At 70.6% G+C, this 24,710-nt stretch carries 19 protein-coding genes; 11 read left to right on the top strand and 8 right to left on the bottom strand.

Annotated features, from left to right (window positions below; translation table 11 throughout):
• The first annotated feature begins 84 nt into the window (after positions 1-84).
• From fdh to G6N45_RS27345, 7 genes are read left to right on the top strand one after another with little or no spacing between them, the layout of a single operon-like run.
• Positions 85-3,348, top strand: a complete 3,264-nt coding sequence (gene fdh, locus G6N45_RS27375) for a formate dehydrogenase (RefSeq protein WP_220100588.1) — start codon at positions 85-87, stop codon at positions 3,346-3,348.
• Entirely contained in the window at positions 3,345-4,244 is a 900-nt protein-coding gene (locus G6N45_RS27370; protein WP_163727413.1) for a 4Fe-4S dicluster domain-containing protein, read from the top strand. Before fdh ends, G6N45_RS27370 begins: the two co-directional genes overlap by 4 nt.
• Positions 4,244-5,257 carry an NrfD/PsrC family molybdoenzyme membrane anchor subunit gene (nrfD, locus tag G6N45_RS27365; RefSeq protein WP_163727410.1) on the top strand — a complete coding sequence of 338 codons (1,014 nt, stop codon included), beginning with the start codon at positions 4,244-4,246 and terminating at the stop codon, positions 5,255-5,257. Before G6N45_RS27370 ends, nrfD begins: the two co-directional genes overlap by 1 nt.
• Positions 5,254-6,225: a DUF3533 domain-containing protein gene (locus G6N45_RS27360; protein WP_246228810.1), complete on the top strand. Its 972-nt coding sequence runs from the start codon at positions 5,254-5,256 to the stop codon at positions 6,223-6,225. The genes nrfD and G6N45_RS27360 overlap by 4 nt, the downstream gene beginning before the upstream one ends.
• Positions 6,226-6,253: 28 nt before the next feature.
• Complete coding sequence (locus G6N45_RS27355) at positions 6,254-7,186, top strand: NAD(P)/FAD-dependent oxidoreductase (RefSeq protein WP_163727406.1); 933 nt, start codon at positions 6,254-6,256, stop codon at positions 7,184-7,186.
• Positions 7,187-7,204: 18 nt separating this feature from the next.
• Entirely contained in the window at positions 7,205-7,753 is a 549-nt protein-coding gene (locus G6N45_RS27350; protein WP_163727402.1) for a YceI family protein, read from the top strand.
• A 38-nt stretch (positions 7,754-7,791) separates the two neighbouring features.
• Positions 7,792-8,469 carry a DUF6766 family protein gene (locus G6N45_RS27345; protein ID WP_163727399.1) on the top strand — a complete coding sequence of 226 codons (678 nt, stop codon included), beginning with the start codon at positions 7,792-7,794 and terminating at the stop codon, positions 8,467-8,469.
• Here the strand turns inward: G6N45_RS27345 and G6N45_RS27340 are convergent.
• Both G6N45_RS27340 and speB read right to left on the bottom strand, forming a co-directional pair.
• Positions 8,466-9,773 carry a DEAD/DEAH box helicase gene (locus G6N45_RS27340; protein WP_163727396.1) on the bottom strand — a complete coding sequence of 436 codons (1,308 nt, stop codon included), beginning with the start codon at positions 9,771-9,773 and terminating at the stop codon, positions 8,466-8,468. The genes G6N45_RS27345 and G6N45_RS27340 overlap by 4 nt on opposite strands.
• Before the next feature lie 245 nt (positions 9,774-10,018).
• Positions 10,019-10,960: an agmatinase gene (gene speB, locus G6N45_RS27335; RefSeq protein ID WP_163727392.1), complete on the bottom strand. Its 942-nt coding sequence runs from the start codon at positions 10,958-10,960 to the stop codon at positions 10,019-10,021.
• Between the two features lie 195 nt (positions 10,961-11,155).
• On the opposite strand from speB, the gene G6N45_RS27330 reads away from it, so the two are divergent.
• On the top strand, positions 11,156-12,034 hold the full coding sequence (locus tag G6N45_RS27330; protein WP_246229212.1) for an Lrp/AsnC family transcriptional regulator: 879 nt from the start codon (positions 11,156-11,158) through the stop codon (positions 12,032-12,034).
• A gap of 3 nt (positions 12,035-12,037) precedes the next feature.
• Here G6N45_RS27330 and G6N45_RS27325 read toward each other — a convergent pair whose 3' ends face one another.
• Genes G6N45_RS27325 through G6N45_RS27315 form a run of 3 tightly spaced genes read right to left on the bottom strand, consistent with a single transcriptional unit; the run spans position 12,038 to position 16,090 of the window.
• Complete coding sequence (locus G6N45_RS27325) at positions 12,038-13,060, bottom strand: threonine aldolase family protein (RefSeq protein ID WP_163727386.1); 1,023 nt, start codon at positions 13,058-13,060, stop codon at positions 12,038-12,040.
• Between the two features lie 7 nt (positions 13,061-13,067).
• A complete protein-coding gene (locus tag G6N45_RS27320; protein WP_179965415.1) occupies positions 13,068-15,407 on the bottom strand; it encodes an AAA family ATPase in 2,340 nt (779 codons plus the stop codon).
• The gene (locus tag G6N45_RS27315; protein WP_163727379.1) at positions 15,407-16,090 is read right to left on the bottom strand and encodes a TVP38/TMEM64 family protein; all 684 of its coding nucleotides are present in this window, start codon (positions 16,088-16,090) and stop codon (positions 15,407-15,409) included. Before G6N45_RS27315 ends, G6N45_RS27320 begins: the two co-directional genes overlap by 1 nt.
• Positions 16,091-16,129: 39 nt before the next feature.
• Between G6N45_RS27315 and G6N45_RS27310 the strand changes: the two genes are divergently transcribed.
• Genes G6N45_RS27310 through G6N45_RS27300 form a run of 3 tightly spaced genes read left to right on the top strand, consistent with a single transcriptional unit; the run spans position 16,130 to position 20,723 of the window.
• Positions 16,130-16,744, top strand: a complete 615-nt coding sequence (locus G6N45_RS27310) for a hypothetical protein (RefSeq protein ID WP_163727376.1) — start codon at positions 16,130-16,132, stop codon at positions 16,742-16,744.
• The gene (locus G6N45_RS27305) at positions 16,744-19,845 is read left to right on the top strand and encodes a helicase HerA domain-containing protein (protein ID WP_163727373.1); all 3,102 of its coding nucleotides are present in this window, start codon (positions 16,744-16,746) and stop codon (positions 19,843-19,845) included. Before G6N45_RS27310 ends, G6N45_RS27305 begins: the two co-directional genes overlap by 1 nt.
• A complete protein-coding gene (locus G6N45_RS27300; protein WP_163727356.1) occupies positions 19,842-20,723 on the top strand; it encodes a sulfurtransferase in 882 nt (293 codons plus the stop codon). Before G6N45_RS27305 ends, G6N45_RS27300 begins: the two co-directional genes overlap by 4 nt.
• On the opposite strand, the gene G6N45_RS27295 is transcribed toward G6N45_RS27300, so the two are convergent.
• Genes G6N45_RS27295 through G6N45_RS27285 form a run of 3 tightly spaced genes read right to left on the bottom strand, consistent with a single transcriptional unit; the run spans position 20,694 to position 24,666 of the window.
• Positions 20,694-22,067 (bottom strand): APC family permease, encoded by a 1,374-nt coding sequence (locus tag G6N45_RS27295; protein ID WP_163727353.1) that lies wholly within the window; start codon positions 22,065-22,067, stop codon positions 20,694-20,696. The two genes, G6N45_RS27300 and G6N45_RS27295, sit on opposite strands and share 30 nt — an antisense overlap.
• Entirely contained in the window at positions 22,064-23,683 is a 1,620-nt protein-coding gene (locus G6N45_RS27290; protein WP_163727350.1) for an amidohydrolase, read from the bottom strand. Before G6N45_RS27290 ends, G6N45_RS27295 begins: the two co-directional genes overlap by 4 nt.
• Positions 23,680-24,666 carry a nitrilase-related carbon-nitrogen hydrolase gene (locus tag G6N45_RS27285; RefSeq protein WP_163727347.1) on the bottom strand — a complete coding sequence of 329 codons (987 nt, stop codon included), beginning with the start codon at positions 24,664-24,666 and terminating at the stop codon, positions 23,680-23,682. Before G6N45_RS27285 ends, G6N45_RS27290 begins: the two co-directional genes overlap by 4 nt.
• Positions 24,667-24,710 lie beyond the last annotated feature (44 nt).

The following is a 24,710-nucleotide window of genomic DNA, read 5'->3' as shown; positions in this document are numbered from 1 at the left end:
GCGGTTGACCGGGCCGTTAGCGGGTATGCCGGGTTGCCAATGCGCGACGCCGACGGTTGGATCGGAGCCGGAAAGGGGTGACGGGTGGACCTCAAGGGACTGTTCCAGTCGTGGCCGGTGTACCGGCAGCTCACCGGTGACGACAAGCTGGGCCGCGGCAAGGCCGCCCAGTCCCGGCGCTCGCTCACACTGACCCCGCGCACCGCCGAGGCCGACCACGTCGCGCATTCGGTGTGCCCGTTCTGCGCCGTCGGCTGCGCACAGAAGGTGTACGTCAAGGACGAGAAGGTCGTCCAGATCGAGGGCAACCCGGACAGCCCCATCTCCCGCGGCAGGCTGTGCCCCAAGGGCTCGGCCAGCAAGCAGCTGGTGACCGGTCCGCAGCGGCTGACGACGATCCGCTACCGCGCGCCGTACGCCACCGAATGGCAGGACCTGGACCTCGAGACGGCGATGGACATGGTCGCCGACCGCGTGCTCGACGCCCGCGAGAAGGGCTGGCAGCAGTTCGACAAGGACCGCAACACGCTGCGCCGCACGATGGGGCTGGCCAGCCTGGGCGGGGCGACGCTGGACAACGAAGAGAACTACCTGATCAAGAAGCTGTTCACCGCCCTGGGCGCCCTGCAGATCGAGAACCAGGCGCGTATTTGACACAGCGCAACGGTTCCCGGTCTGGGAGCCTCCTTCGGTCGCGGCGGGGCGACGGACTACCAGCAGGACCTCGTCAACTCCGACTTCATCGTCATCATGGGCTCGAACATGGCCGAGGCTCATCCCGTCGGCTTCCAGTGGGTGATGGAGGCGAAGTCACGCGGCACGCAGGTGGTGCACATCGACCCGCGGTTCACCCGCACGAGTGCGCTGGCCGACCGCCACGTGCCGCTGCGCGCGGGTAGTGACATCGCGTTCCTCGGCGGGGTGATCAACTACATCCTGTCCAACGAACTCGAATTCCGGGAGTACGTCACCGCCTACACCAACGCCTCGTTCCTGGTCGACGAGAACTATCAGGACGCCGAGGATCTCGGCGGCCTGTTCTCGGGCTACGACGAGGCGACCGCGTCGTACGACCCGGAGACGTGGCAGTACCAGAACACCGACGCCGAGGGCGGCGGGGCGACCGCCAAGGAACACGCGTCACCAGACCAGCAGGGCTCCGGCGGCGCCCCGATCCAGGGTGCGGCCGACATCCCGAGCGACCCGACGCTGCAGGACCCGCGCTGTGTGTACCAGATCCTCAAACGGCACTACGCCCGCTACACCCCCGAGATGGTCGAGCGGGTCTGCGGGGTGCCCGCCGAGCAGTTCCTCGACGTGGCGCGCCGGTGGACCTCGGCGTCGGGCCGGGACAAGACGGCCGCCTTGGTGTACAGCGTCGGCTGGACCCAGCACACGCTGGGCGCGCAGTACATCCGGGCGGGCGCGATCATCCAGCTGCTGCTTGGCAACATCGGCCGTCCCGGGGGCGGGGTGTTCGCGCTGCGCGGGCACGCCAGCATCCAGGGCTCCACCGACGTGCCGACGCTGTTCAACCTGCTGCCCGGGTATCTCGCGATGCCCAGGGCCGGGCAGGAGACGCTGGCCGACTATCTCGACTCGATCAAGAGCCGCAACCAAAAAGGCTTCTGGCACAACGCCGATACCTACATGGTGTCGCTGCTCAAGGAGTACTGGGGTGACGCGGCCACCCCCGAGAACGACTTCTGCTTCGACTACATGCCGCGCATCAACGGCGACCACGGCACCTACCGCACGGTGATGGACATGGTCGACGGCAAGGTGTTCGGTTACTTCCTGCTCGGCCAGAACCCAGCGGTCGGGTCGGCGCACGGCAAGCTGCAGCGGCTCGGCATGGCCAACCTCGACTGGCTGGTGGTGCGCGACCTCGTCGAGATCGAGAGCGCCACGTTCTGGAAGGACGGGCCGGAGATCGAGACCGGCGAGATAGCCCCCGAGACGTGCCGCACCGAGGTGTTCCTGTTCCCGGCGGCCTCGCACGTGGAGAAGGCGGGCACTTTCACCCAGACCCAGCGGATGCTGCAGTGGCGGGAGAAGGCCGTCGAACCGCCGGGTGACGCGCGCTCGGAGCTGTGGTTCTTCTACCACCTCGGCCGGATCCTGCGCGAAAAGCTGGCCGGCTCAACGGATGAGCGGGACCGCCCGCTTCTCGACCTGGCGTGGGACTACCGGATGGACGGCGACGAACCCGACGGTGCCGACGTGCTGCGCCGGATCAGCGGCATCGACCTCACCACCGGCCGGGCGGTGAGCGGCTACACCGAACTCAAGGCCGACGGTTCGACGATGTGCGGCTGCTGGATCTACAGCGGCGTGTACGCCGACGAGGTGAACCAGGCAGCGCGCCGCAAGCCCCACACCGAGCAGGGGCCCTACGACAACGAGTGGGGCTGGACGTGGCCACTGAACCGCCGGGTGCTCTACAACCGGGCGTCGGCCGATCCGGCCGGCCGGCCGTGGAGTGAGCGCAAGAAGCTGGTGTGGTGGGATGACCAGAAGGGCGAGTGGACTGGTTACGACACACCGGATTTCGAGAAGAACAAGCCGCCGAACTACCGGCCGGCCGACGACGCCGTCGGGGTCGAGGCGCTGCGCGGTGACGACCCGTTCGTGATGCAGGCCGACGGCAAGGCCTGGCTGTTCGCGCCCAACGGCGTGCTCGACGGTCCGCTGCCCACCCACTACGAGCCGCACGAGTCGCCGGTGCGCAATCCGCTGTACCAGCAGCAGGGCAACCCGGCGCGCAAAGTGTATGGGCGAGAAGACAATCCGTCGAACCCGTCGTGGCCGGACGCGCACGGCGAGGTGTTCCCGTTCGTGTTCACCGCGGCCCGGCTGACCGAGCACCACACGGCGGGCGGCATGAGCCGGCAGCTGCCGTACCTGGCCGAGCTGCAGCCCGGGCTGTTCGTCGAGGTGTCCGCGGCGCTGGCCGCCGAACGCGGGCTGAAGCACATGGAGTGGGCGCACGTGGTGACCAGCCGCGCGGCAGTCGACGCGCGCGTCTTCGTCACCGAACGGATGCGGCCGCTGCGCATCGACGACCACGTGGTGCACCAGGTGTGGATGCCCTACCACTGGGGCAGTTCGGGATTGATCGACGGCGACGTGGTCAACGACCTGCTCGGGGTGGTCGTCGACCCGAACGTGTTCATCCAGGAGAGCAAGGTCGCGACGTGCGACATCCGGCCGGGCCGGCGCCCGCGCGGACCCGAGTTGCTGGCCTACATCGCCGGCTACCGCGAACGGGCGGGCATCACCAAGGCCACCGGCACCGATCTGGACACCACCCACCGCTCGCCCGACCACACGGAGGACACGCCATGAGTGGCAACAGCTTCTACGGTCCGCTGCACGACCCGGCGGGCGACGCGGGCTACGACGAGCACCCGCCGCGGGTGGGCTTCTTCACCGACACGTCGGTGTGCATCGGCTGCAAGGCCTGCGAGGTGGCGTGCAAGGAGTGGAACGACTTGCCCGTCTCGGGCGAGGGGGACGGGTTCAACCTGCTCGGCATGTCGTTCGACAACACCGGCAACCTGGGCGCGAACTCCTGGCGGCACGTGGCGTTCATCGAGCAGCCGGGCCGCGAGCCGATCGACCTGGGCATGCCCGAGATCACCGAGAAGACCATCGAGATGGTGGGGGAGCTACCCGACTTCCGGTGGCTGATGGCGTCGGATGTCTGCAAGCACTGCACCCACGCCGGGTGCCTGGACGTGTGCCCCACGGGTGCGCTGTTCCGCACCGAGTACTCCACTGTCGTAGTGCAGCAGGACATCTGCAACGGCTGCGGATACTGCGTGTCCGGCTGCCCGTACGGCGTGATCGAGCGGCGCGAGGGCGACGGCCGGGCGTGGAAGTGCACGCTGTGCTACGACCGGCTGCACGATGGGCTCGAACCGGCGTGCGCCAAGGCATGCCCGACGGACTCCATCCAGTTCGGCGTCCTCGACGAATTGCGGGAGCGGGCGGCGCAGCGGGTCGAGGCGCTGCACGAGCGCGGCGTCACCGAAGCGCGGCTCTACGGCGAGGATCCGAACGACGGCGTCGGCGGCGACGGCGCGTTCTTCCTGCTGCTCGACGACCCCGAGGTGTACGGGCTGCCGCCCGACCCGGTGGTGCCGACCCGCGACGCCGGCGCGATGTGGCGGTACGCGGGAATGGCGGCCTCGGCGCTGGTGGGTATCGCGGTGTCGGCGTTCGTCGGGAAGCGCACCTGATGCGCGAGAAGCTCAGCGACACAGGCGCATCGGACCACAACGCGCAGACCCGGCACCGCCGCGGCGGGCGCGAGGACATGGCGATGCCGCCGGCCGACTTCCGCTCCTACTACGGCCGGCAGATCCTCAAGACACCGGTGTGGAACTGGATGATCGCCGCGTACCTGTTCTCCGGCGGCCTCTCGGCCGGGTCGGCGATGCTGGCCGCCGGCGCCGACCTGACCGGGCGGACCGAACTGCGCCGCGTCTCCCGCCTCGGTGCGCTGGCGAGCCTGCTAGCCAGCATGTACTTCCTGATCGGCGATCTCGGCCGGCCCGAGCGGTTCCACCACATGCTGCGGGTGGCCAAGCCGAGTTCGCCGATGAGCATGGGCACCTGGATCCTCGGCGGCTACGGCCCCGGCGCGGGTGTGGCGGCACTCGCCGAACTGATGCCGCGGCGAATGCGGCGTTCCCGGCTGGGCCGACTGCTGACCTGGGCGGCGCGCCCGGCCGGGCTGGAGGCGGCCGCGGTGGCACCGGGTGTGGCTTCCTACACCGCAGTGTTGTTGTCGCAGACAGCCGTTCCGGCGTGGCATGAGGCGCACCCGTACCTGCCGTTCGTCTTCACCGGGTCGGCGGCGGCCAGCGGCGCCGGGCTGGGCATGCTCGCCGCACCGGTGTCGCAGAGCGGGCCTGCCCGCCGGATGGCGGTCGCCGGCGCGGCGCTGGAGGTCGCCGCGTCCCGCGCCATGGAGCAGCGGCTGGGACTGGCCGGGGAGGCCTACACGACCGGGCGGCCGCACACACTGCGCCGGTGGTCGGAGATCTTGACCGTCGGCGGCGCCCTCGGTGCCGTGGTTTCGGGTAACCGCCGGTGGGCGGTCGCGGCGTCGGGGGCGGCGCTGCTCGCAGGCAGTGCGCTGCAGCGGTTCGGGGTGTTCGAGGCGGGCGTCGCGTCGACGAAGGATCCGAAATACGTTGTCGTGCCCCAACGGGAACGGATCGCGCAGCGGCAGACGTCGTCGGCGTGAGGGCACGCCTGCGGGCGATCCCGCTGGAACTGCGCAAGGTCGCCGCCGTGCTCGGTATCGCGCTGGTGCTCGGCGCGTCGTTCGTCGCCGCCTACACGATCGCGCTGGGCCGACCGGTCCCGCGCCACCTTCCGGTGGGCGTCGTGGGGGACGCGTCGCCGCAACTGCTCGCCGAAATGCAGCAGCGCTCCCAAGAATTCGAGCCTCATCGCTATCCGACCCGCGCCGCGGCGGTGCAGGCGGTGGGCGAGCAGGAGATCACCGCGGTCATCGACACCACCGCCGTCCCGCCCGAGCTGCTGATCTCCAGTGCCAGCGACCCGTCGTCGGCGCGCGTCCTGACCCAGATCGACCAGGCGGCCTCGGGGCAGCTCGCGCTGACGATCGTCGACCTGCACCCGCTGCCCGCCGCCGACCCCGCCGGGCTGGCGACGTTCTACCTCATCATCGCCGCGACGATCCTCGGGTTCGTGACCATGTTCCAGCTGCGCGCCAACGTCAAGACGTTGACGCTGGGCCGCTGGCTGGGCTGCCTCGCGGTGCTGGCGGTGGTCGGCGGGGCGACCCTGGCCGCCGTCGCCGGCCCGGTGCTCGGCGCGTTGAGCACGCCGTTCCCGGTGCTGTGGGCGCTGGTGTCCGCGCAGATCGGCGTCGCCGCGATGTTCAACTCGGCGATGCTGGTGATGATCCACCGCTGGGCGATCATCCCGACCTGGCTGGTGTTCATCCTGCTCGGCAACACCTCCTCGGGCGGCGCGGTGTCGGCGACGCTGCTGCCACAGCCGTTCTCCTTCCTCAACCACGCGCTGCCCAGCGGCGCGGCCGTCTCGGCGATCCACTCGGCGACCTACTTCCCCGATCATCAGCGGTCCGGCCCGTATGTGGTGCTCGCCGTGTGGCTCATGGCGTCGACCGCCGTGCTAGTGATTGCGTCACATCGGCTGAAGCGCTCCCCTGCGCAGGCGTAATCACGCGCAGAGCGGGAATCAGGGCCCCGTGGAATGGGAATGTGCGGTCATCGGCGGTGGCGCCGCCGGGTTGAGCGGGGCGCTGGTGCTGGGCCGGGCCAGGCGCACGACGATCGTCGTCGACGCCGACGACCCCAGCAACCGGGCAGCACCCGCGATCGGCGGGCTGCTCGGCTTCGATCAGCGGCCACCCGACGCCCTGTACGCGACCGGGCGGGCCGAGCTGGCGGCCTATCCCAGCGTCGAGTATCGGCGCGCCGAGGTGACGCGCGGCCGTGCCGTCGACAACGGCTATCTGCTCGATCTCGCCGACGGCGCCACGATCTCGGCGAAGCGGGTGCTGCTGGCGTCGGGGATGGCCTACTGCCCGCCGTCGCTGCCCGGACTGGAAGAGCTGTGGGGCCGATCGGTGTTCCAGTGCCCCTTCTGTCACGGCTGGGAGATGCGCGACAAGCCCCTGGCGGCACTGGCCTCGGGCAGTCAGGGCGTCCACATGGCGTTGATGCTGCGCGGCTGGACCGACGACGTGGTGCTGCTGACCGACGGGCGCTCGGAGCTGAGCCTCGACGACCGCCGGGTGCTGCAGGCCTCCGGCGTCGAGGTCGACGATCGCCGGGTGGTCGGATTGATCGGCGCCGACGGCGCACTGACCGAGATCGCGTTCGCCGACGGAACCCGGCTGACGCGGCAGGGTCTGCTGGTGGAGGCTCCCGTGCGGCAGCGCTCTCCGCTGGCCGCCGAACTGGGGGCGACGTGCACCCCGGGGCCGCTGGGCACCGAACCGCTCGCCGTCGACACCATCCACCGCACCAGCGCGCACGGCGTCTTCGCCGCCGGCGACGTGTGCACCCAGCAGCCGCACATCGCCGGGGCGATCGCCTCGGGTTCACAGGCGGCGATGATCATCGTGCAGAGCCTGCTGGCCGACGAGTTCGGACTGCCCTATCCGCCCGTCGACTGACACGGCTACATTCGTGCGATGGCAGCCTCCGCGTGGACCCTGGACCCCTCGCACGGAGAACTCCTGCTGACCACCGGGGTCACCGGCCCGGCCGCCGCGATGGGGCACCGGCTGACGATCGCGATGACGGCCTGGCATGCGACGGTGACGTGGTCGGGCGACGAGCCGTCCGCGGTGGAGCTGACCGTCGACGTCGACTCCCTCGAAGTCCTGCGGGGCGACGGCGGGGTCAAAGGGCTGACCGGTGTGGAGAAGGCACTGGCCCGCTCCAACGCGTTGAAAAGCCTTGACGCCAAGCGGTATCCGCAGATCCGCTTCTCCAGCGACGAGGTGACGGCCGTCGACGGCGGCTACCGGCTGTCCGGCACGCTGGAGATCCACGGCCGCTCCCGGCCCCGGTCGGTGGATCTGCGTGTCGAGGACCTGGGGGAGACCTGGCGGATGGCCTGCGACGCGGTGGTCAGCCACAAAGACTTCGGGGTCAAGCCGTACTCGCTGATGATGGGCGCGATGAAGGTGGCCGACGAGGTCGCCGTGTCGTTCCGGGCCGAGCACTCCAAGGCCTGAGCACCCGCACATTCGGCCGACGGGGCGATACTGGAGAGGTGACGCACGCACGCCGGGGCTGGGTCCGCGATAACGGTCTGTTGCTGGCCTGTCTGGGGCTGTTCGCGGTGTTCTTCGCCAGCATGGTGGTGTCTGGCACGGCCGCCCACAACGCCGAAGAACGCGAACACGGTTCAACGGACACGGTGTCGGTGGTCGGCTACCTGCGGACCGGGGATTTCGTCGAGGCCACGTTCGAGAACTGGGAATCGGAATTCCTGCAGATGGGCATGTACGTCGTGCTCACGGCATTCCTGTTCCAGCGCGGTTCGTCGGAGTCCAAGCCGATGGAGAGCGACGCGCCGCAGGACCGCGACCCGCACACGGTCCCGATCACACCGAAGACGCCGTGGCCGGTGCGCCACGGCGGCGCGGTGCTGACCGTCTACGAGTACTCGCTGGCGATCGCGTTCTTCGCACTGTTCTTCGCATCGTGGGCGCTGCACGCCGTGGGTGGCGTCGCCGCCTACAACGACGAGGGCCGCCAGCACGGCGAGGCGGCGATCTCGGTGTGGCGCTACGTCACCACATCCCAGTTCTGGTTCGAGTCGATGCAGAACTGGCAGAGCGAGTTCGTCGCCGTCGCCGCGATCGTCGGGCTGTCGATCTTCCTGCGGCAGCGCGGGTCACCGGAATCGAAACCGGTGGCCGACCCGCACCACGAGACCAGCGCCTAGCGCTGGTACGACCGCCCGCCGGCACCCGCCGGGCGACGCGAACGCCGCCGCGAGGATCCGGACGAACCGGCCGACCGGCGCGGTGTTGAAGGCCGCGGTGCCGGAGCGGCGACAACGCGAGGCTCAGGCGCCCGGTAAGGCGCCACCTCACCGGCGACCTTGCTCACTGCGTCAGAGTTCGCGGTCACCTGCTGCGGGGCCACCTGAATTCCGGCCCGGCGCAGCAAAGCTTGTGTCTCCCTGCGCTGTTCGGGCAGGACCACGGTCACCACATCGCCGGCGCTGCCGGCGCGTGCCGTGCGGCCCGACCGGTGCAGGTACGCCTTGTGCTCGGCGGGCGGGTCGATGTGCACCACGAGCTCGATGTCGTCGACATGCACCCCGCGCGCGGCGATGTCGGTCGCGACGAGCACCCGGACCTGACCGGAGCTGAACGCGGCCAGGTTGCGGTCGCGTGCGGGCTGAGAAAGGTTGCCGTGCAGATCAACTGAGGGGATACCGGCATCGGTGAGCTGCTTGGCCATCTTGCGGGCGTGATGCTTGGTGCGCATGAACAGGATTCGCCGACCGGTGCCCGAGGCGAGCCGGTGCACGAGATCCTTCTTGTCCTGCGGGCCGGCGACGTGGAAGACGTGGTGGGTCATCGCGGGAACGTGCGACTCCGGGCTGTCCACCGAGTGCAGCACCTCGTTGCGCAGGAAGCGCTTCACCAGCTTGTCCACACCGTTGTCCAGCGTCGCGGAGAACAGCAGCCGCTGACCATCGGCCGGGGTGGCGGCCAGGATGCGGGTGACGCCGGGCAGGAAGCCCAGATCGGCCATGTGGTCGGCCTCGTCGATGACGGTGACGGCCACATTGTCGAGGCTGACCAGCTTCTGCTTCATCAGGTCCTCGAGCCGGCCCGGGCAGGCGACGACGATGTCGGCGCCCGCGCGCAGTGCCTGCACCTGCCGGTGCTGGGAGACACCGCCGAAAATGGTGGTCACCGTGAGGTTGTTCACAGCGGCCAGCGGCGCGAGGGCTGCCGAGATCTGGGTCGCCAGTTCGCGGGTGGGCGCCAGGATGAGACCGGACGGATGCGACGGACGGCGCTTGCGGCCGGCGAGCCGGCTGACCAGCGGAATCGAGAAGGCGAGCGTCTTACCGCTGCCGGTCTTGCCCCGGCCGAGCACGTCACGGCCGGCCAGGGTGTCGGGCAGGGTCTCCTGCTGGATCGGGAAGGGAGAGCTGATTCCCCGCGCGGTGAGCGCGTCGATCAAGGGTTGGGAAACGCCGAGATCGGCGAAGGTCTTGGTGCTGTTCAACTGTCGAGTGCCTTCCAGGCATCAGTGTGCTGAGCCGGCGATGTGTCACGCGCGGTACCTCAACACAGGGGTGGCGAGAGTGCCGGTGGGCACCTTCGATCGCCGTGACACGAGCTGTGTTGGTCCACGGGCCATCAGGCGGGGCGGCCAGGCTGCGAAGCCGGCGCCACTGTCGATGGCTTGCGTTTCACGACGCGTCGGCCGCAAGAAAACCGGCCGACGTGACACCACCCTACCGCACCGGGTCAGTCCTCGGCGCCCAGCGCCAGCAACGACACCAGGTCGTAGGCGACGTGCGAGGCGGCCACCCCGGTGATCTCCGCGTGGTCGTAGGCCGGCGCCACCTCGACGACGTCGGCACCCACCAGGTTCAGTCCGCGGAAGCCGCGCAGGATCTCGAGCAGCTCGCGGCTGGTCATGCCGCCGGCCTCGGGCGTCCCCGTCCCCGGCGCGTGCGCGGGGTCGAGCACGTCGATGTCGATCGACACGTACACCGGCCGCGACCCCACCCGGGTGCGCAGCTTGTCGACGACCTCCCGCACGCCCTGGTAGTAGACGTCGGACGAGGTGACGATGCCGAAACCGAAGCGGCGGTCGTCCTCGAGGTCCTTCTTGCCGTACAGCGGGCCACGGGTGCCGACATGCGAGAGCGCCTCGGTGTCGACGATGCCCTCCTCCACCGCCCGGCGGAACGGAGTGCCGTGGGTGTACGCGGCACCGAAATACGTGTCCCACGTGTCGAGGTGCGCGTCGAAGTGCACCAGCGCGACGGGACCGTGCTTGGCGGCGGCCGCCCGCAGCAGCGGCAGCGCGATGGTGTGGTCGCCGCCGATCGTCACCAGCTTGGTGTTGTCGGCGGTCAGCTCGGCGGCGGCGCCCTCGATGGTTTCGATCGCCTCGTCGATGTTGAAGGGGTTCACCGCGATGTCGCCCGCGTCGGCGACCTGCACCAGCTCGAACGGCGACACGTCCATGGCCGGGTTGTAGGGCCGCAGCAGCCGCGACGCCTCACGGACGTGCGTGGGGCCGAACCGGGCGCCGGGCCGGTAGGACACCCCGGAATCGAACGGGATGCCGGCGACGACGACGTCGGCGCACGTCACCTGATCGAGGCGGGGCAGCCGGGCGAACGTCGCGGGCCCGGCGTAGCGGGGCGTGATCGACGCGTCGACGGGTCCAACAGGCATGTTCTGGTCCTCCGAGAATGTGATGGAGCTAACGGTAGGTGCGCTGAAAGGGGAGCGCAATCGCTTCGATAGCGTCCAGGCGTTTCCGTGTGTCGATCTGCCGGTGTTTAGCGACTATCCCGTCTATGGTGGCGATCAGCTGTGCGATCGGTGCACCATGCGGCGGCAGGAAAGGGCGGAAAAATCTTGGACGACGTGGACGGCGCGATCATCGGTCTGCTCGAACACGACGGCCGGCTGACGCATCTGGACATCGCCGCCGCCATCGGCCTGTCCCGCTCGGCCGCGGCCACCCGGGTGCACCGGCTGATCAGCAGCGGACAGGTGGTGGTGCGCGGAGTCGTCCACCCCGCGGTGCTCGGGCGCGGGGCGCTCGCCCACGTCAGCGTCGTCGTCGCGGGCCCCGCCGCGCCGATCGCCCGCGCGCTGGCCGGCCGGGGCGATGTCGCGTTCCTGTCGTTGACCAGCGGGCCGTACGGGCTCGTCGCCGAGATCCGCGCGGGCTCGATGTCCGAGATCGACCGCGCGATCGGTGAGGTGCGCGCCCTCGACGGGGTGGCGGGCGTCGACACGCTCGGCTACGTCGAGGTGGTGCGCGACGTGATCGGTCCCGTCGGTGAGGTCGGCGTCACGGTCGACGACGTGGACCGTCGGCTGCTGCGCGCTCTTCAGGACGACGGGCGCGCGTCCTATGTCGATCTGGCTGCGGCCGTGGGACTTTCGCCCGCCGGGGCGCGCCGGCGGGTGGTGAGGCTGATCGAGAACAACGTGGTGCGCGTCGGTGCGGTGGTGCGGCACTCGGGCCAGGACCGGCAGAGTGCGCTGGGTCTGGGCATCCGGCTGACCGGCCCGCACGACGCCGTCGTCGCGGCGTTGCAGAAGATGGCGGCGGTGATCTTCGTCGCCCGTGTCCTCGGCCGCTACGACCTGCTCGTCACCGTCCGCGCGTTCTCGTCCGCGCAGCTGGTCGACATCGTGGACGTGGTGAGGGAATTCGACGGGGTCGGCGCGGTGGACAGCTGGGTGCACCTCGACGTCGTCAAGGAGAACTACGCGTCGGGTCTTCCCAACTGAGTGCTACCGCAGCGCGGCGAGCGCGCCGTCGACGTCCTCGCGGGTGGTCGCCCACGAGCAGACGAACCGCCACACCGGCTCGTCCAGGTCGGGCTGGTGCACCGCGTAGGACCGGGACAGCCGCTCGAGCTCGGGGGGATCCAGCCGCACGAACACCTCGTTGGCCTCGACCGGCGACGCCAGGTGCAGGCCCAGCGACTCCAGGCCGTCGCCGAGCGTGCGGGCCATCGCGTTGGCGTGCGCGGCCGTCTGCAGCCACAAGTCGTCGGTGAGAAACGCGAGGAACTGGGCGGCGACGTAGCGGTGCTTGCTGGCCAGATGGCCGATCTGCTTCTGCACGAAGTGGATTCCGTCGAAGTGCTCGGGTCGGCGGACCAGGATCGCGTCGCCGAACAGCATGCCGTTCTTGGTGCCGCCCACGGTGACGATGTCCGCGTCGCCGACCGCGTCGATCGGCGAGACCTGCTGGGCAGCAATGGCATTGGCCACGCGTGAACCGTCGACATGGACGAGCAGGCCGAGGTCGTGGGCGTGGTCGACGAAGCCCTTGATGTCGGGCGCCTGCCACACCCGGCCGTTCTCGGTCGACTGGGTGATGGTGACGATGCGCGGCTGGGAGTGGTGCACCGGGCCGCGGCGAGCGACTCGCCGGTCGAGTTCATCGACGGCGATGAGGCCGTCGACGCTGGGCAGCCGGGTCAGTTGCGCGCCGGAGAGCCGCACCGGGCCGCCCGCCTCGTCGAGCAGCACGTGCGCGACGTCGCTGCACAGGATCTCGTGCCACGGCTGCACCGCCGAGGCGAGCGCGATGATGTTGGCCGCGGTGCCGGTGAACGCGTAGAGCACGTCGGCGCCGGGGGAGTCGAACGCCTCGCGCAGCGCGTCGGCGGCCTGGGCGGTGAGGGCGTCGTCGCCGTAGGAGGGTGCCGGTCCGTCGTTGGCTCGTGCGAGGGCTTCCAGCGCCGCCGGGTGCGCGGGTGCGGCGTTGTCGGAGGCGAAGGCGGCAGAGACGGACACGCTCGCCATGATGCCCCTACTCTGCGGGCAAGCGGGGGCGGGCGGCGAGCCAGGCGAAGAACTCGTCGGCCGTCAGCACCGGCTTGCCGTACTCGACGGCCTTGCGCGCCTTGCCCGACTGCGTGCCGGCCTCCGCCGTCACCAGTACGTCGCAGCGGGTCTTGCTCACCGACTTCACCGGTGCGAGCCCCGCCGACACCGCGAGCCGTTCCATCTCCTCGCGGTCCACGATGCGTCCAGCCTCATCCTGGGCGATGCCGGTGAAGCAGATCCTCACGCCCGGGACGAGGGCCTCGTCGGCGGCGTGCCGACCCGCAGATGCGATATCGCCTGCGATATCGCATCCGAGCAAGGACTCTGCGTCCCGCAGCCGGTGGAGCACGTCGTCGGTGAGCCGCACCCGCGACGCCGCCGCGCGCAGCTGGTCGGCCACCGACTGGCGCGCCGCGGCGTCCCAGGTCGACGCCGCGCCCGGCGCCGGCTGCGCGCCGAGCAGGACGGCGCCGACGTCGCGACTGATCCGCAGCAGCGCCGACAGCCCCGGCAGATGGTCGGCCGTGGGCGTCGGCGCCGTCGGGTCCCGGCTGACCAGAAGTCCGGAGACCTCCACGGCGTCCGGCTCCTCGAACGCCGTCGACCCGTCCGCGGTGTCGCTTACGCGGAAGGCTTTCAGCGCCGCGCGGGCCCGCTCGAGCGCAGTGCGCCCCGTGACCCGCGTACCGCGCAGCTCGACGCCCAACGGCATCGCGGTGACGTAGCCCAGCCGCTTGAGCTCGAAGTCCATCAGCCCGAGCTGCTCGTCCACCCCGGCGCCCACCGGGGTGAACCCGGCGAGCATCGGCGCGATCACCGCCCACGCCTCGCGCAGCGTGGGCGCCAGCAGCACGTCGGACACCGTGATGCCGTAGGCGGTTCGCGCGTCGGCCAGGTCACGCTGCGGGTTGATCAGCGTGGTCACCGCGGTGCCGTCGTCGAACGCGACCGCGAGCTCCACCGGCCGCGGCCGCGACATCCGGCCCTCGTCGCCGACCGTCAGCATCCCGAACGCGCAGAACCGCCGCGCCCCGGAGCCGTCGCCCGCCTCGCGCAGGAACCGGGCGATGCGCCGGTCGGTCTTCAGATCCTTCGGCAGCACAGGCCTTTTCAGCACCAGCCCGGCCAGCGACGTGCACCGGCTCAGCGCGACGTACAGCTGGCCGGTGGAGAACATGCCGCCGGTCAGGTCGACGACCACGCGGTCCAGCGTCTGGCCCTGGCTCTTGTGGATCGTGATCGCCCACGCCAGCTTGAACGGCAACTGCGTGTAGGACCCGATCACCTCCCGGCTCAGCGACCCGCCCGCCAGCACCGGCCGGGTGGCCTCCCAGGTGAACGGTGCGACGTCGGCGCACGAGCCGTCCTGGAACTCGACGTCGACGACGGCGCCGTAGCGGTCGTACCCGACCCCCACCACCCGACCGATGCTTCCGTTGATCCAGCGGTCGCCCTGGTCGTTGTTCAGCATCATCACCTGGGCGCCGACCTTGAACCGCAGCGTCTCCTCGACCGGCGGGTCGAACAGGCTCAGATCCCCGGAAGCCTTGGCGTGATGCACGAATTCGTCGCCGGGCAGCCGCTCGAGCTGCTGACGGTTGCGTGCGGTCACCAGGCGGTTCGTCGGCGCGAGCGTCAGCCAGAACTCGTCGTCGGGCGGAACGAAGTCCTTGTCGGCGCGAGCGTTGAGCTGCTCCTGCGCGTGCCCCAGCAGCACGCCCTCGCGAATCTCGTTGAGAATGGCCGTCATCCGGTCGTCGCCGAGCTGGCGGAAGACCGTGGTCAGCGACACGGTCGGGAAATCGTCGCGGCGGAACGCGCGGGCGGAGAAGAAGTACGGCGTCTCATAGGTAGAGCTGAAGAACCCCGCCTCGTGCTCGCTGACCACTGGCGGCAACTGGTAGAGGTCGCCGACGAGCACGATCTGCACGCCCCCGAACGGGGTGCCCGGCGCGGGGCCGAACCGGGCCAGCGCGGCGGCGACCATGTCGAAGACGTCGGCGCGCACCATCGACGCCTCGTCGATGATCAGCGTCTGCAGCGAGGCCAGCGTCTTGGTGAAGCGGCCGGGCCGGTAGTCGCCGCCGCGGATGTCCTCGAGCGTCGTGGTGGTGCGGAAGCCGAACAAGCGGTGGATGGTGTAGCCGTCGACGTTGAGCGCGGCGATCCCCGTCGGCGCCACCACGACGACACTGCGGTCGGTGTCGGCCATGAAGCGGCGGATCAGCGTCGACTTGCCGGTGCCGGCCTTGCCGGTGAGGAAGACGTGACCGCCGCCGCCGAGCAGCTCGAGTGCGTGGCGGAATTCGTCGGTCAACACGATCACGGCTTGGACCGCCAAGCCCGCCAGCCGCGGTGCGCGGCGAACGCACCGGCGACCGCCGTCACGCACCACACCGCGATCGCGGCGATCAGCAGAGGCACCGAGAACGACCCCAGGGTCGAGCCCAGTGCCGTGTACGCGAACGCCTTGGGCGCCGAGCCGATGAACGCCCCCACCGCCATCTGCCACACCGGGACGCCGAACGCGCCGAACGCGTACGACGCCAGCGCGTCGTTGATGCCCGGCACGAACCGCTGCCCGACCACCGCCCACAGCCCGCCGCGGCGGATCAGCGCGTCGACCTTCGCGGCGCGGTCGGGCCCGAGCAGCGCGCGGGCGCTGTCCCGGCCGGCCCGCCGGCCCGCGACGCTGGTCAGCACCGCCGACCCGACCGTCGCGGCCAGCGTCACGAACGTACCCAGCACCGGGCCGAACAGGAACCCGCTGCCCCCGGCCAGCAGCGGGCCGGGCACCAGCAGTGCGCCGAGCACCGAGGACACCGCCACGTACGCCAGCGGGGCCAGCGGACCCGCCGACTCGATGGCGTCGCGCACCGCCTCGACGTCGATCACGCGCTGGATGGCGGTCAGGTAGAACAGCACGGCGAGCAGCGCCGCGAACAGCGCAAGCCGCACGATGTGGCGGCGCCGCGACGTCTCGGGGGTGCCTTCGGTGTCAACCATGCCGAACGCCATCCTGCCGCAGCCCGTTAAGTTGGCAGAGTGACTGCGACGCCGGGGGAGCTGACAGGAACGGAACGGGCGGTGCTGCTGGTGCTGATGGCCCAGGCCCGGCCGGTGCCCAACCCGGAGCTGGCGGCGCTCGGCCCGGCGCTGGACAAACCCGGCCGCGACAAGCTGAACAGGCTGGGCCTGATCTCCTCCGAGCGGGTGGGCAGCCGCTTCGTCCACGAGCTCACCGACCGCGGTTGGCGAATGTGCCGCGACCTCGTCGACGCAGCGCCGTCCCCGCGCGCCACCGGCCCGGCGAAGGCACTGCAGACCGTGCTCGCGGGGCTGGGCCGCTATCTGCAGGCCGCCGACCTGAGCCTGGCCGACGTCTTCGGCGAGCAGACCCCGGCCAGCGTCGAGGACCGCATCCGCGCGGTCTACACCGAGCTGGCGCCACGACCTGGCGGGTGGGTGCCGCTGCGCCGGCTGCGTGCCGAACTCGACGCCCCGCGCGACGCCGTCGACGCCGCCCTTGTCGCATTGCACCGCACGCCGGGGGTCAGCGTGATCCCGGAGGAGAACCAGAAGACGCTGACCGACGAGGACCGCGCCGCGGCCGTCCTGATCGGTGACCGGCCCAAGCACCTGATCGCGATCGACGCGTGATGGACACCGCGCAGCGCGACGCACTGGCCTCCCTGCGGCTGACATGGGCGCCGACGAGCGACGACCTGTGGCGTCCGCAGGCGGCCACCCACGTCAGCGGGCTCAACGAGGCCGCCGTCGACGACGTGATGGCGGCCTTCGGCGACGCGCTGCACGACGAGGCATCCACGCCGCTCGGCGTGGTGATCCGCGGGCCGGCCGGATCGGGCAAGACCCACCTGCTGGGGCAGATCCGGGAACGCGTCCAGGACGGGGGCGGTTACTTCTTCGTCGTCGAGCTGCTCGACGCGGCCAGTTTCTGGGAGTCGGTGCGCAGCGGCATCCTGGAAAGCCTCGGCCGGCCGGGCCGCCGGCACGAGACACAACTCAAAGACGTGCTGTGGGACCTGTCCTCACTCGCGCACGTGTCGCGCGCGGACCGCCGGGCGATCATCGGCGACGACGACCTGGACGCCGAGACGCTGTACCGCTTCGTCATGGCGCTCTCGAAGGCCGCGAAAGAGACTGTGCGGCAATGCCATCAGGTGCTGCGTGCCCTCGTGCTGGTGGCCTCGAACGACTTCCTGGCCCACGACATCGGCGAAGGCTTCCTGCAGGGCAGCGAGGAGTTCACCGCCGAGGAGCGCGGGCCGTGGGGGCTGCGGGCGGCGCCGGCGTCGGCACAGGAATGCGTGCGCGACCTCGCCCGGCTGGTCGCGCTGGCTGGGCCCGCGGTGCTGGCCGTCGACCAGATCGACACACTGATCGCCCAATCGCTGGCCGGCACCGGCGACGGGGACATCGTGCTCGAGCAGGTGGCACACGGACTGATGGCGGTGCGGCAGACGATGCGCCGCACGGTGCCGGTGGTGGCGTGCCTGCCCGCGGTGTGGGAACACGTCCGGGACACGGCGACCGCCAGTGTCGCCGACCGCTTCCGCGTCACCGGGGTGCTCACCCCGCTGCCGACCGCCGACATCGGCCGGGCCATCCTGGAGCGCCGGTTCGCCGCGAGCTACGCCTCGGTCGGCTTCGCCCCGCCGTACCCGAGTTGGCCGGTCGCGCCGGAGGCCTTCGAGGAGGCGCCGTCGTACACGCCGCGGCAACTGCTGATCCGCGCTGACACCCACGTGCGGGAATGCCTCAAGCACGGCGAGGCCGTCGAGCTGCACCACCTGCGCGCCGATGAATCTTTGTGGGACAAGGACACCGACGACGAGACCGGGCCCGTGTCGTCGGCGCTGGACCGGCGCTTCGCCGAGTACCGCCGGCGCGCTGTGCCCGCGGCGGCGGTCGCGCCGGACGGCGAGGACGTCACAGTGCCCGAACTGCTCAGCGCGGCGCTCACCGCCTGGATTGCCGAACGTGACGGCGAGCAGACGTTCGTGTGCGATCCGCCGCCCGGCACACATGTCACGCTGCACGCCCGGCTTCGCGAGACGCTGGACAGCGCGACCGAGGACGAACGGCACTGGGCTTTCCGCGCGGTCGCGGCGGACAACGCCAGCGCCGCGCTCAGCCGTGTCCGAAAAGCCGTCACCGCAGCGGGATTCGGGCCGGGGTCGGGCCGCAGGCAACTGTTCCTGCTGCGCAACGCGCCGTGGCCGACCGGCAAGAAGACCGCCGAGGAGCTCGCGGCGTTCCACGCCTGGGGTGGCCGGACCGTGCCGCTCACCGAAGACGACGTCCGGACGATGGCGGCGTTGCGCGACCTGTTCGCCGAGGACGATCCGCAGCTGGCGAGCTGGCTGCGGGCCCGCCGCCCGGCCCACCGGATGGCGCTGCTGGCCGACACACTCGGCGACGGCACGGTCGAGGAGGTGGCCGAGCCGGAGCTCGAGGAGGAGCCGGAACGCGAGCCGCACGACGAGGCTCCCGTCGTCGACGTTCCCGACACCGAGGTGCCACTGGGCCGCGACCTGCACAGCGGGGAGCCGGTGTCGATTCCGCTCGCGGCGCTGCGCAAGCACGTCGCGATCTTCGCCGGTTCCGGCTCGGGTAAGACCGTGCTGATCCGCCGGCTGGTCGAGGAGTGCGCGCTGCGCGGGGTGTCCGCGATCGTGCTCGACCCGAACAACGACCTGTCCCGGCTGGGGACGGCTTGGCCGCAGAAGCCCGACGACTGGGAGCGCGCCGACGACGCCCGCGCCGAGGAGTACCTGCGCAGCACCGAGGTGACGGTGTGGACCCCGCGGCGCACCAGCGGCCGTCCGCTGGCGTTCCAGCCGCTGCCCGACTTCGGCAGCGTGGTCGACGACCACGACGAGTTCTTCGAGGCGGTCGAGGCCGCGTGCTCGGCGCTCGAACCGCAGGCGTTGATCACCGGCAAGACGCAGAAGGCCACCCGTGCCCGCGCGGTGCTGCGAGAAGCGTTGCAGCACTATGGAAGAGCGGACGAGCCGACGCTGGCCGGATTCGTCCGGCTGCTCGCCGACCTGCCCGAGGACATCAGCGACATGGCAGGCGCGCATCAGATCGCGGCGGATCTGTCACAGAACCTGCGCGCGGCGATGGTCAACGATCCGCTGTTCGGCGGCGCCGGCATGCCCGTCGACCCGGGAGTGCTGCTCACCCCGTCCGAGGGCTACCGCGCGCGGGTGTCGGTGATCAGCATGATCGGCCTGCCGTCGGACGAGCAGCGGCAGAGCTTCGTCAACCAGCTCCAAATGGCGCTGTTCGCGTGGATCAAACGCCACCCGGCCGGCGACCGGCCGCTGGGCGGGCTGCTGGTGATGGACGAGGCCCAGAACTTCGCTCCGGCACGGGGTTTCACCGCATGCACGCGCAGCACGCTGGCTCTGTCGTCGCAGGCCCGCAAGTACGGGCTCGGGCTGGTGTTCGCGACCCAGGCGCCCAAGGGGCTCAACCTGAACATCCCCGGCAACGCGGCGACCCAGTTTTACGGGCTGCTCAACGCGCCCGCTCAGATCGAGACGGCCCGCGAAATGGCGCGTGCGAAGGGGGGTCTCGTCGACGACATCAGCCGCCTGCGGGTCGGCAACTTCTACGTGGCGACCGAGGGGGAGGCGTTCCACCGCGTCGTCGAACCGTGGTGCCTGTCGTTCCATCCGTCGAGCCCGCCCTCGGCCGACGAGGTGCTGGCGCTGGCGGTGCAGCGATGAACCGCGAACGTGCAGCCAGTGTCGCGCAAGGTCCCCGGGAGCTACCGCTGGTGCACGCTCGCGGGAAGGTGTTCGTCACGGCAGGCGAACTGGCCGGGATGCTCGAGCGCGGTGAGCCCGTCGCGCTGCTCGACGTGCGGTGGTCGCTGGCCGAGCCGGATGGCAGCGCCGCCTACGAGCGCGGTCATCTGCCCGGCGCGGTGTACGTGTCCCTCGACGACGACCTCTCCGACCACAGCGTGACCGGCCGCGGCAGGCATCCGCTGCCGTCCGGGTCGTCCGTGCAGGCCGCCGCCCGCCGCTGGGGTGTGCGCACCGGGGTGCCGGTCGTGGTCTACGACGACTGGAACCGTGCCGGCTCGGCACGGGCATGGTGGGTGCTGACCGCGGCGGGCATTCCCGACGTTCGGATCCTCGACGGCGGGCTGGCGGCCTGGACCGGCGAAATGCACTCCGGGGCCGTGGTTCCCGAGCCCGGTGACGTGACGGTGGCGTTCGACGACCTGTACGCCGGCGCGCTGAGGGCCGTCACCGCCGACGAGGCGGCCGACGCCCCGGTGCTGATCGACGCGCGGACGCCCGAGCGGTTCCGTGGCGACACCGAACCCGTCGACCCGGTGGCCGGCCACATCCCCGGCGCGCGCAACGTGCCGAGCACCAGCCTGTTGCGCGGCGACGGCACCCTGCTGGCGCACGACGACCTGACCCGCGCGTTCGACGGGGCCGGGCCGGCGGCCGCCGTCTACTGCGGGTCGGGGGTCACCGCGTCCGTCGTCGTCGCCGCGCTGGCGTCGGTCGGGGTGGACGCGGCGCTGTTTCCCGGGTCGTGGTCGCAGTGGAGCGCGGAGTCAGCGCGTCCGGTCGCTCTCGGCGAGTGAACCCGTCTCTTCCAGGTCGAGCACGGGGGTGGGGCGCCGGAAGCCCCGCGTCACCACGGCGAGCCAGGCGAATCCGACAGCAAGCCAGATCAATCCGACGACGAGGGTCTGCCCGGACAGGCTGGTCCACAGCCACGCCGTCAACAGGAAGCCGATCGCCGGCAGCACCACGTTGAGCACGACGTTGCGCTCGCGCTGATCGACGAAGTAGTGCTTGATCACCGACAGGTTGACCACCGAGAACGCCACCAGCGCACCGAAACTGACCAGGGAGGCCAGCGTCGCGAGATCGATCACGATGGCCAGCAGCGAGATGATGCTCACCGCGGCGATCGCGTACACCGGCGTGCTGAACTTGACCGACACATGCCCGAACACCTTGCGCGGCAGGATGCCGTCGCGGCCCATCGCGAACAGGATGCGGGCCACCGACGCCTGCGAGGTCAGCGCCGAACCCAGCGCGCCGGCGACGTAGGCCGCGGTGAAGAACGTGTCGAGGAACGTGCCGCCCGCGGCCACCATCACGTCCAGGGAGCCGGAGTCGACGTCGGCGAAGTCGTGCGACGGGAACACCAGGTGCGACACGTAGGACAGCACGATGAAGATGATCCCGGAGACGATCGTCGCGATCATGATCGCCTGCGGCACGGTCCTTCTCGAGTCCTTGGCCTCCTCGGACAGCGTGGACACCGCGTCGAAGCCCAGGAACGACAGACACAGGATGGCCGCGCCCGCCAGCAGCGGACCCATGCCGTCGGCCGAGCCGTCGCCGGTGAACGGGGCCATCAGGTCGACCGTGCCGTAGCCGGTGATCTTGACGATCGCGAGCACGAGGAACACGACGATGAAGATCGCCTGGATCGCGATGATCAGGAAGTTGGCCCGCGCCACCGACACGATGCCGACGATGTTGAGCACGGTGACGATCGCGATCGAGATGATCACGATCACCCACTCGGGAAGCGCAGGCACCGCCGCGTTCAGATAGAGCCCGATCACCAGATAGTTCAGCATCGGCAGGAACAGGTAATCGAGGAGCAGCGACCAGCCGGCCAGGAACCCGACGGGCGCGCCGAACGTGCGCTGCGTATAGGTGTAGGCCGACCCGGCCACCGGGATGGCCGCGGCCATCCGGGCGTACGACAGCGCGGTGAACACCATCGCGATCGTGGTCACCACGTAGGACAGCGGCAGCCGGCCGCCCGAGGTCTCGGTGACGATGCCGTAGGTGGTGAACACCGTCAACGGCACCATGTACACCAGACCGAACAGCACCAGCGACGGTAGTCCCAGCGCCCGTTTGAGGTGGCCCTCGTGGGGGCCCATGATGTATTCGGCGGTCATGAGTCAGCTCCGTTCTCGGCCCGATAGGCCGGTACGCCGCGCAGGTAGGTGGCGCGGATCGCCACTGCGGGGAGGTCCAGTGGCGCGGCGGCCCGCGGGTCGCGATCCAGCCATACCAGGTCGGCACTCGCCCCGGGGGCGAGAACGCCCCAATCGTTATCGGCGAACGCCTGATTCGCGACCCCCGCGGTATACGCGGACAGCGCGCGCTCGATGGGCAGGATCTCGTGCGGCGTCCAGCCGCCCTCGGGTTCACCGTCGGAGGTGCGCCGCGACGTCGCGACCGCGATGCCGTCCAGCGGAGCACCGGAGGACACCGGCCAGTCCGAGCCGAAGCTCAGTGGCGCGCCGGAGGTGTCCAAAGTGCGGATCGGGTACTGCTTGTCCGCACGCTCGACGCCCAGTCGCGGCACCGTCAGCACCGTCATCAACGCGTCGAGCTGCGCCCACAGCGGCTGCATGTTCGGGATGACGCCGAGCGCGGCGAACCGGGCCAGGTCGGCGTCGTCGATCAGCTGACAGTGCGCGATCACCGGCCGCCGGTCCCGCGGACCGTTGCGGGTGACGACGTGTTCGATCGCGTCGAGGGCCTGGCGCACCGCGGCGTCGCCGATCGCGTGGATGTGGATCTGCAGACCGAGGTCGTCGACTTGGCGGGCCGCCTCGGCCAGCGAGTCACCCTCCCAGTTCTGCATGCCGTGTGAGTGCAGGCCGGAGCAGTACGGCGCCAGCAAAGCGCCGGTCTCGTTCTCGACGACCCCGTCGGCGAAGAACTTGACGGTGTTCGCGGTGAGCAGCGGGTTCGCGGCGTCGACGATCGCGCGCCGCTGCTCGGCGAAATGCGTGACCTGGCTGTCGAAGTGGCGAGGATCGGCGTAGAGGGCGAGGTTGAACCGCATCCGCAGTGCGCCGCGGCGGGCCGCCTCGACGTAGGTCGCGACGTCGGCGGGCTCCACCCACGCGTCCTGCACCCACGTGACGCCGCGCGCCAGGTAGTAGTCGGCGGCCGTGTCGAGCGCCGCGATCCGCACCTGCTCGTCACGCGGGGGCATCACCGCCATCACGAGATCGGTGGCGCCCCATTCCCGCAGCGTGCCGAGCACCGATCCGTCGTCGCGCCGCGGGATCTCGCCGAGCACCGGGTCGGGGGTGTCGGCGGTGATGCCGGCCCGCTCCAGCGCGGCCGTGTTGCACCACACCGTGTGGTAATCCCAGGCCCGCAGCACCACCGGGCGGTCCGGCACCGCGGCGTCGAGCCAGCGGGCGTCGAACAGCCCCCCGGGGGCCAGGCTGCCGTCGTAGGAGGCGCCGACGATCCACTCCTCGTCGGGGTGCTCCTCGGCGAACTGCTTGACGGCGAGCACGATCTCGTCGACCGAGGTGCACGGCCGCACCGCCGGACCGACCGCTTCCAGACCGCCGTAGAGCGGGTGGGCGTGCCCGTCGCCGAACGACGGCATCAGGAACCCGTCGGCCAGGTCGACCGTCGCCGCCTGCGCCCCTTGTCTTCTCGCGTCGTCGCCGAGAGCGGTGACCACGCCGTCGACGACCAGCACGGCGTCGGTGTCCGCGCCGCCGGTCCACACCACCCCGCCGGTGAACAGTGTCGCGCTCACTTGACCACCGCCGTCGCCTCGTGGCCGACACCGTAGGGCCGTTGCGTGTCAACGGGTTCGGTGAGTGCGGCGTAGGTGTCGGGCCGGCGGGTGAGCAGGAACGGGAACAGTTCCAGCCAGTCGCGCCGTTGGTCCAGATCGAGGTCGGCCACAAGCACCGCCTCCTCGTCGCGTGGCGCCTGCACCAGCACCCGGCCGTACGGGTCGGAGATGAACGACGACCCGTAGAAGCTCAGGGCGCCTTCGTCGCCGGTGCGGTTGGGCACCACCATGAACAGCCCGCTGTTGATGCCGTTGGCGACGATGACCTGCTGCCACAGCGGCTGCGTGTCGAAGTCGGGGAAGACCGGCTCGGAGCCGATGGCGGTCGGATACACGACGATCTCGGCGCCGGCCAGCGAATAGTTGCGCGCCACTTCGGGGAACCACTCGTCCCAGCATGTGGGCATGCCGAGGCGGGCGCCCAGGCCGTCGGGTGCGTGGACCGGATACGGGTCGGCGTCCGGACCGGGACCGGGCCGGAAGTAGGTGTCCTCGTAGTAGCCCGCCGAGATCGGGATGTGCAGTTTGCGGGTCCGGCCGACGAGGGTGCCGTCGGGCGAGACCAGGATCGCGGTGTTGAAGCCCAGCCCGTCGGAGCCCGGTGCCCGCTCGTAGAGCGAGGCGTGCACGAAGATGCCGTTGGCCGTGGCGGCCTCGGCCGCGAGCGTGAACGTCGGGCCGGTCTCGAGGTCCTCGGTCAGCGCGGCAGCATCGTCGCCGCCGGGACGGTCGGCGGGGTAGCGCAGCAGCGTGATCTCGGGCAGGAACACCACGGCGGCGCCCTCGGCGGCGGCCTGGTCGATGCCCGAGCGCAGGGTCTTGGCCAGGTCCCCGGCGTCGTCACGCCAGCGGTGCTGCACGAGCCCGACGCGCAACGGCGGCCGGTCCGACGGTGTCGAACGGGACAGCGGCGGCGCGGCGGGGGCGGTGAGAGTGATCATCACGCTCCTAAAACGAATAAATTTCGTTTATTGTGAACTGAGTC

This window comes from Mycolicibacterium psychrotolerans (assembly GCF_010729305.1).
GTDB lineage: Bacteria > Actinomycetota > Actinomycetes > Mycobacteriales > Mycobacteriaceae > Mycobacterium > Mycobacterium psychrotolerans.
This window is presented reverse-complemented; position numbering and strand designations above follow the sequence as displayed.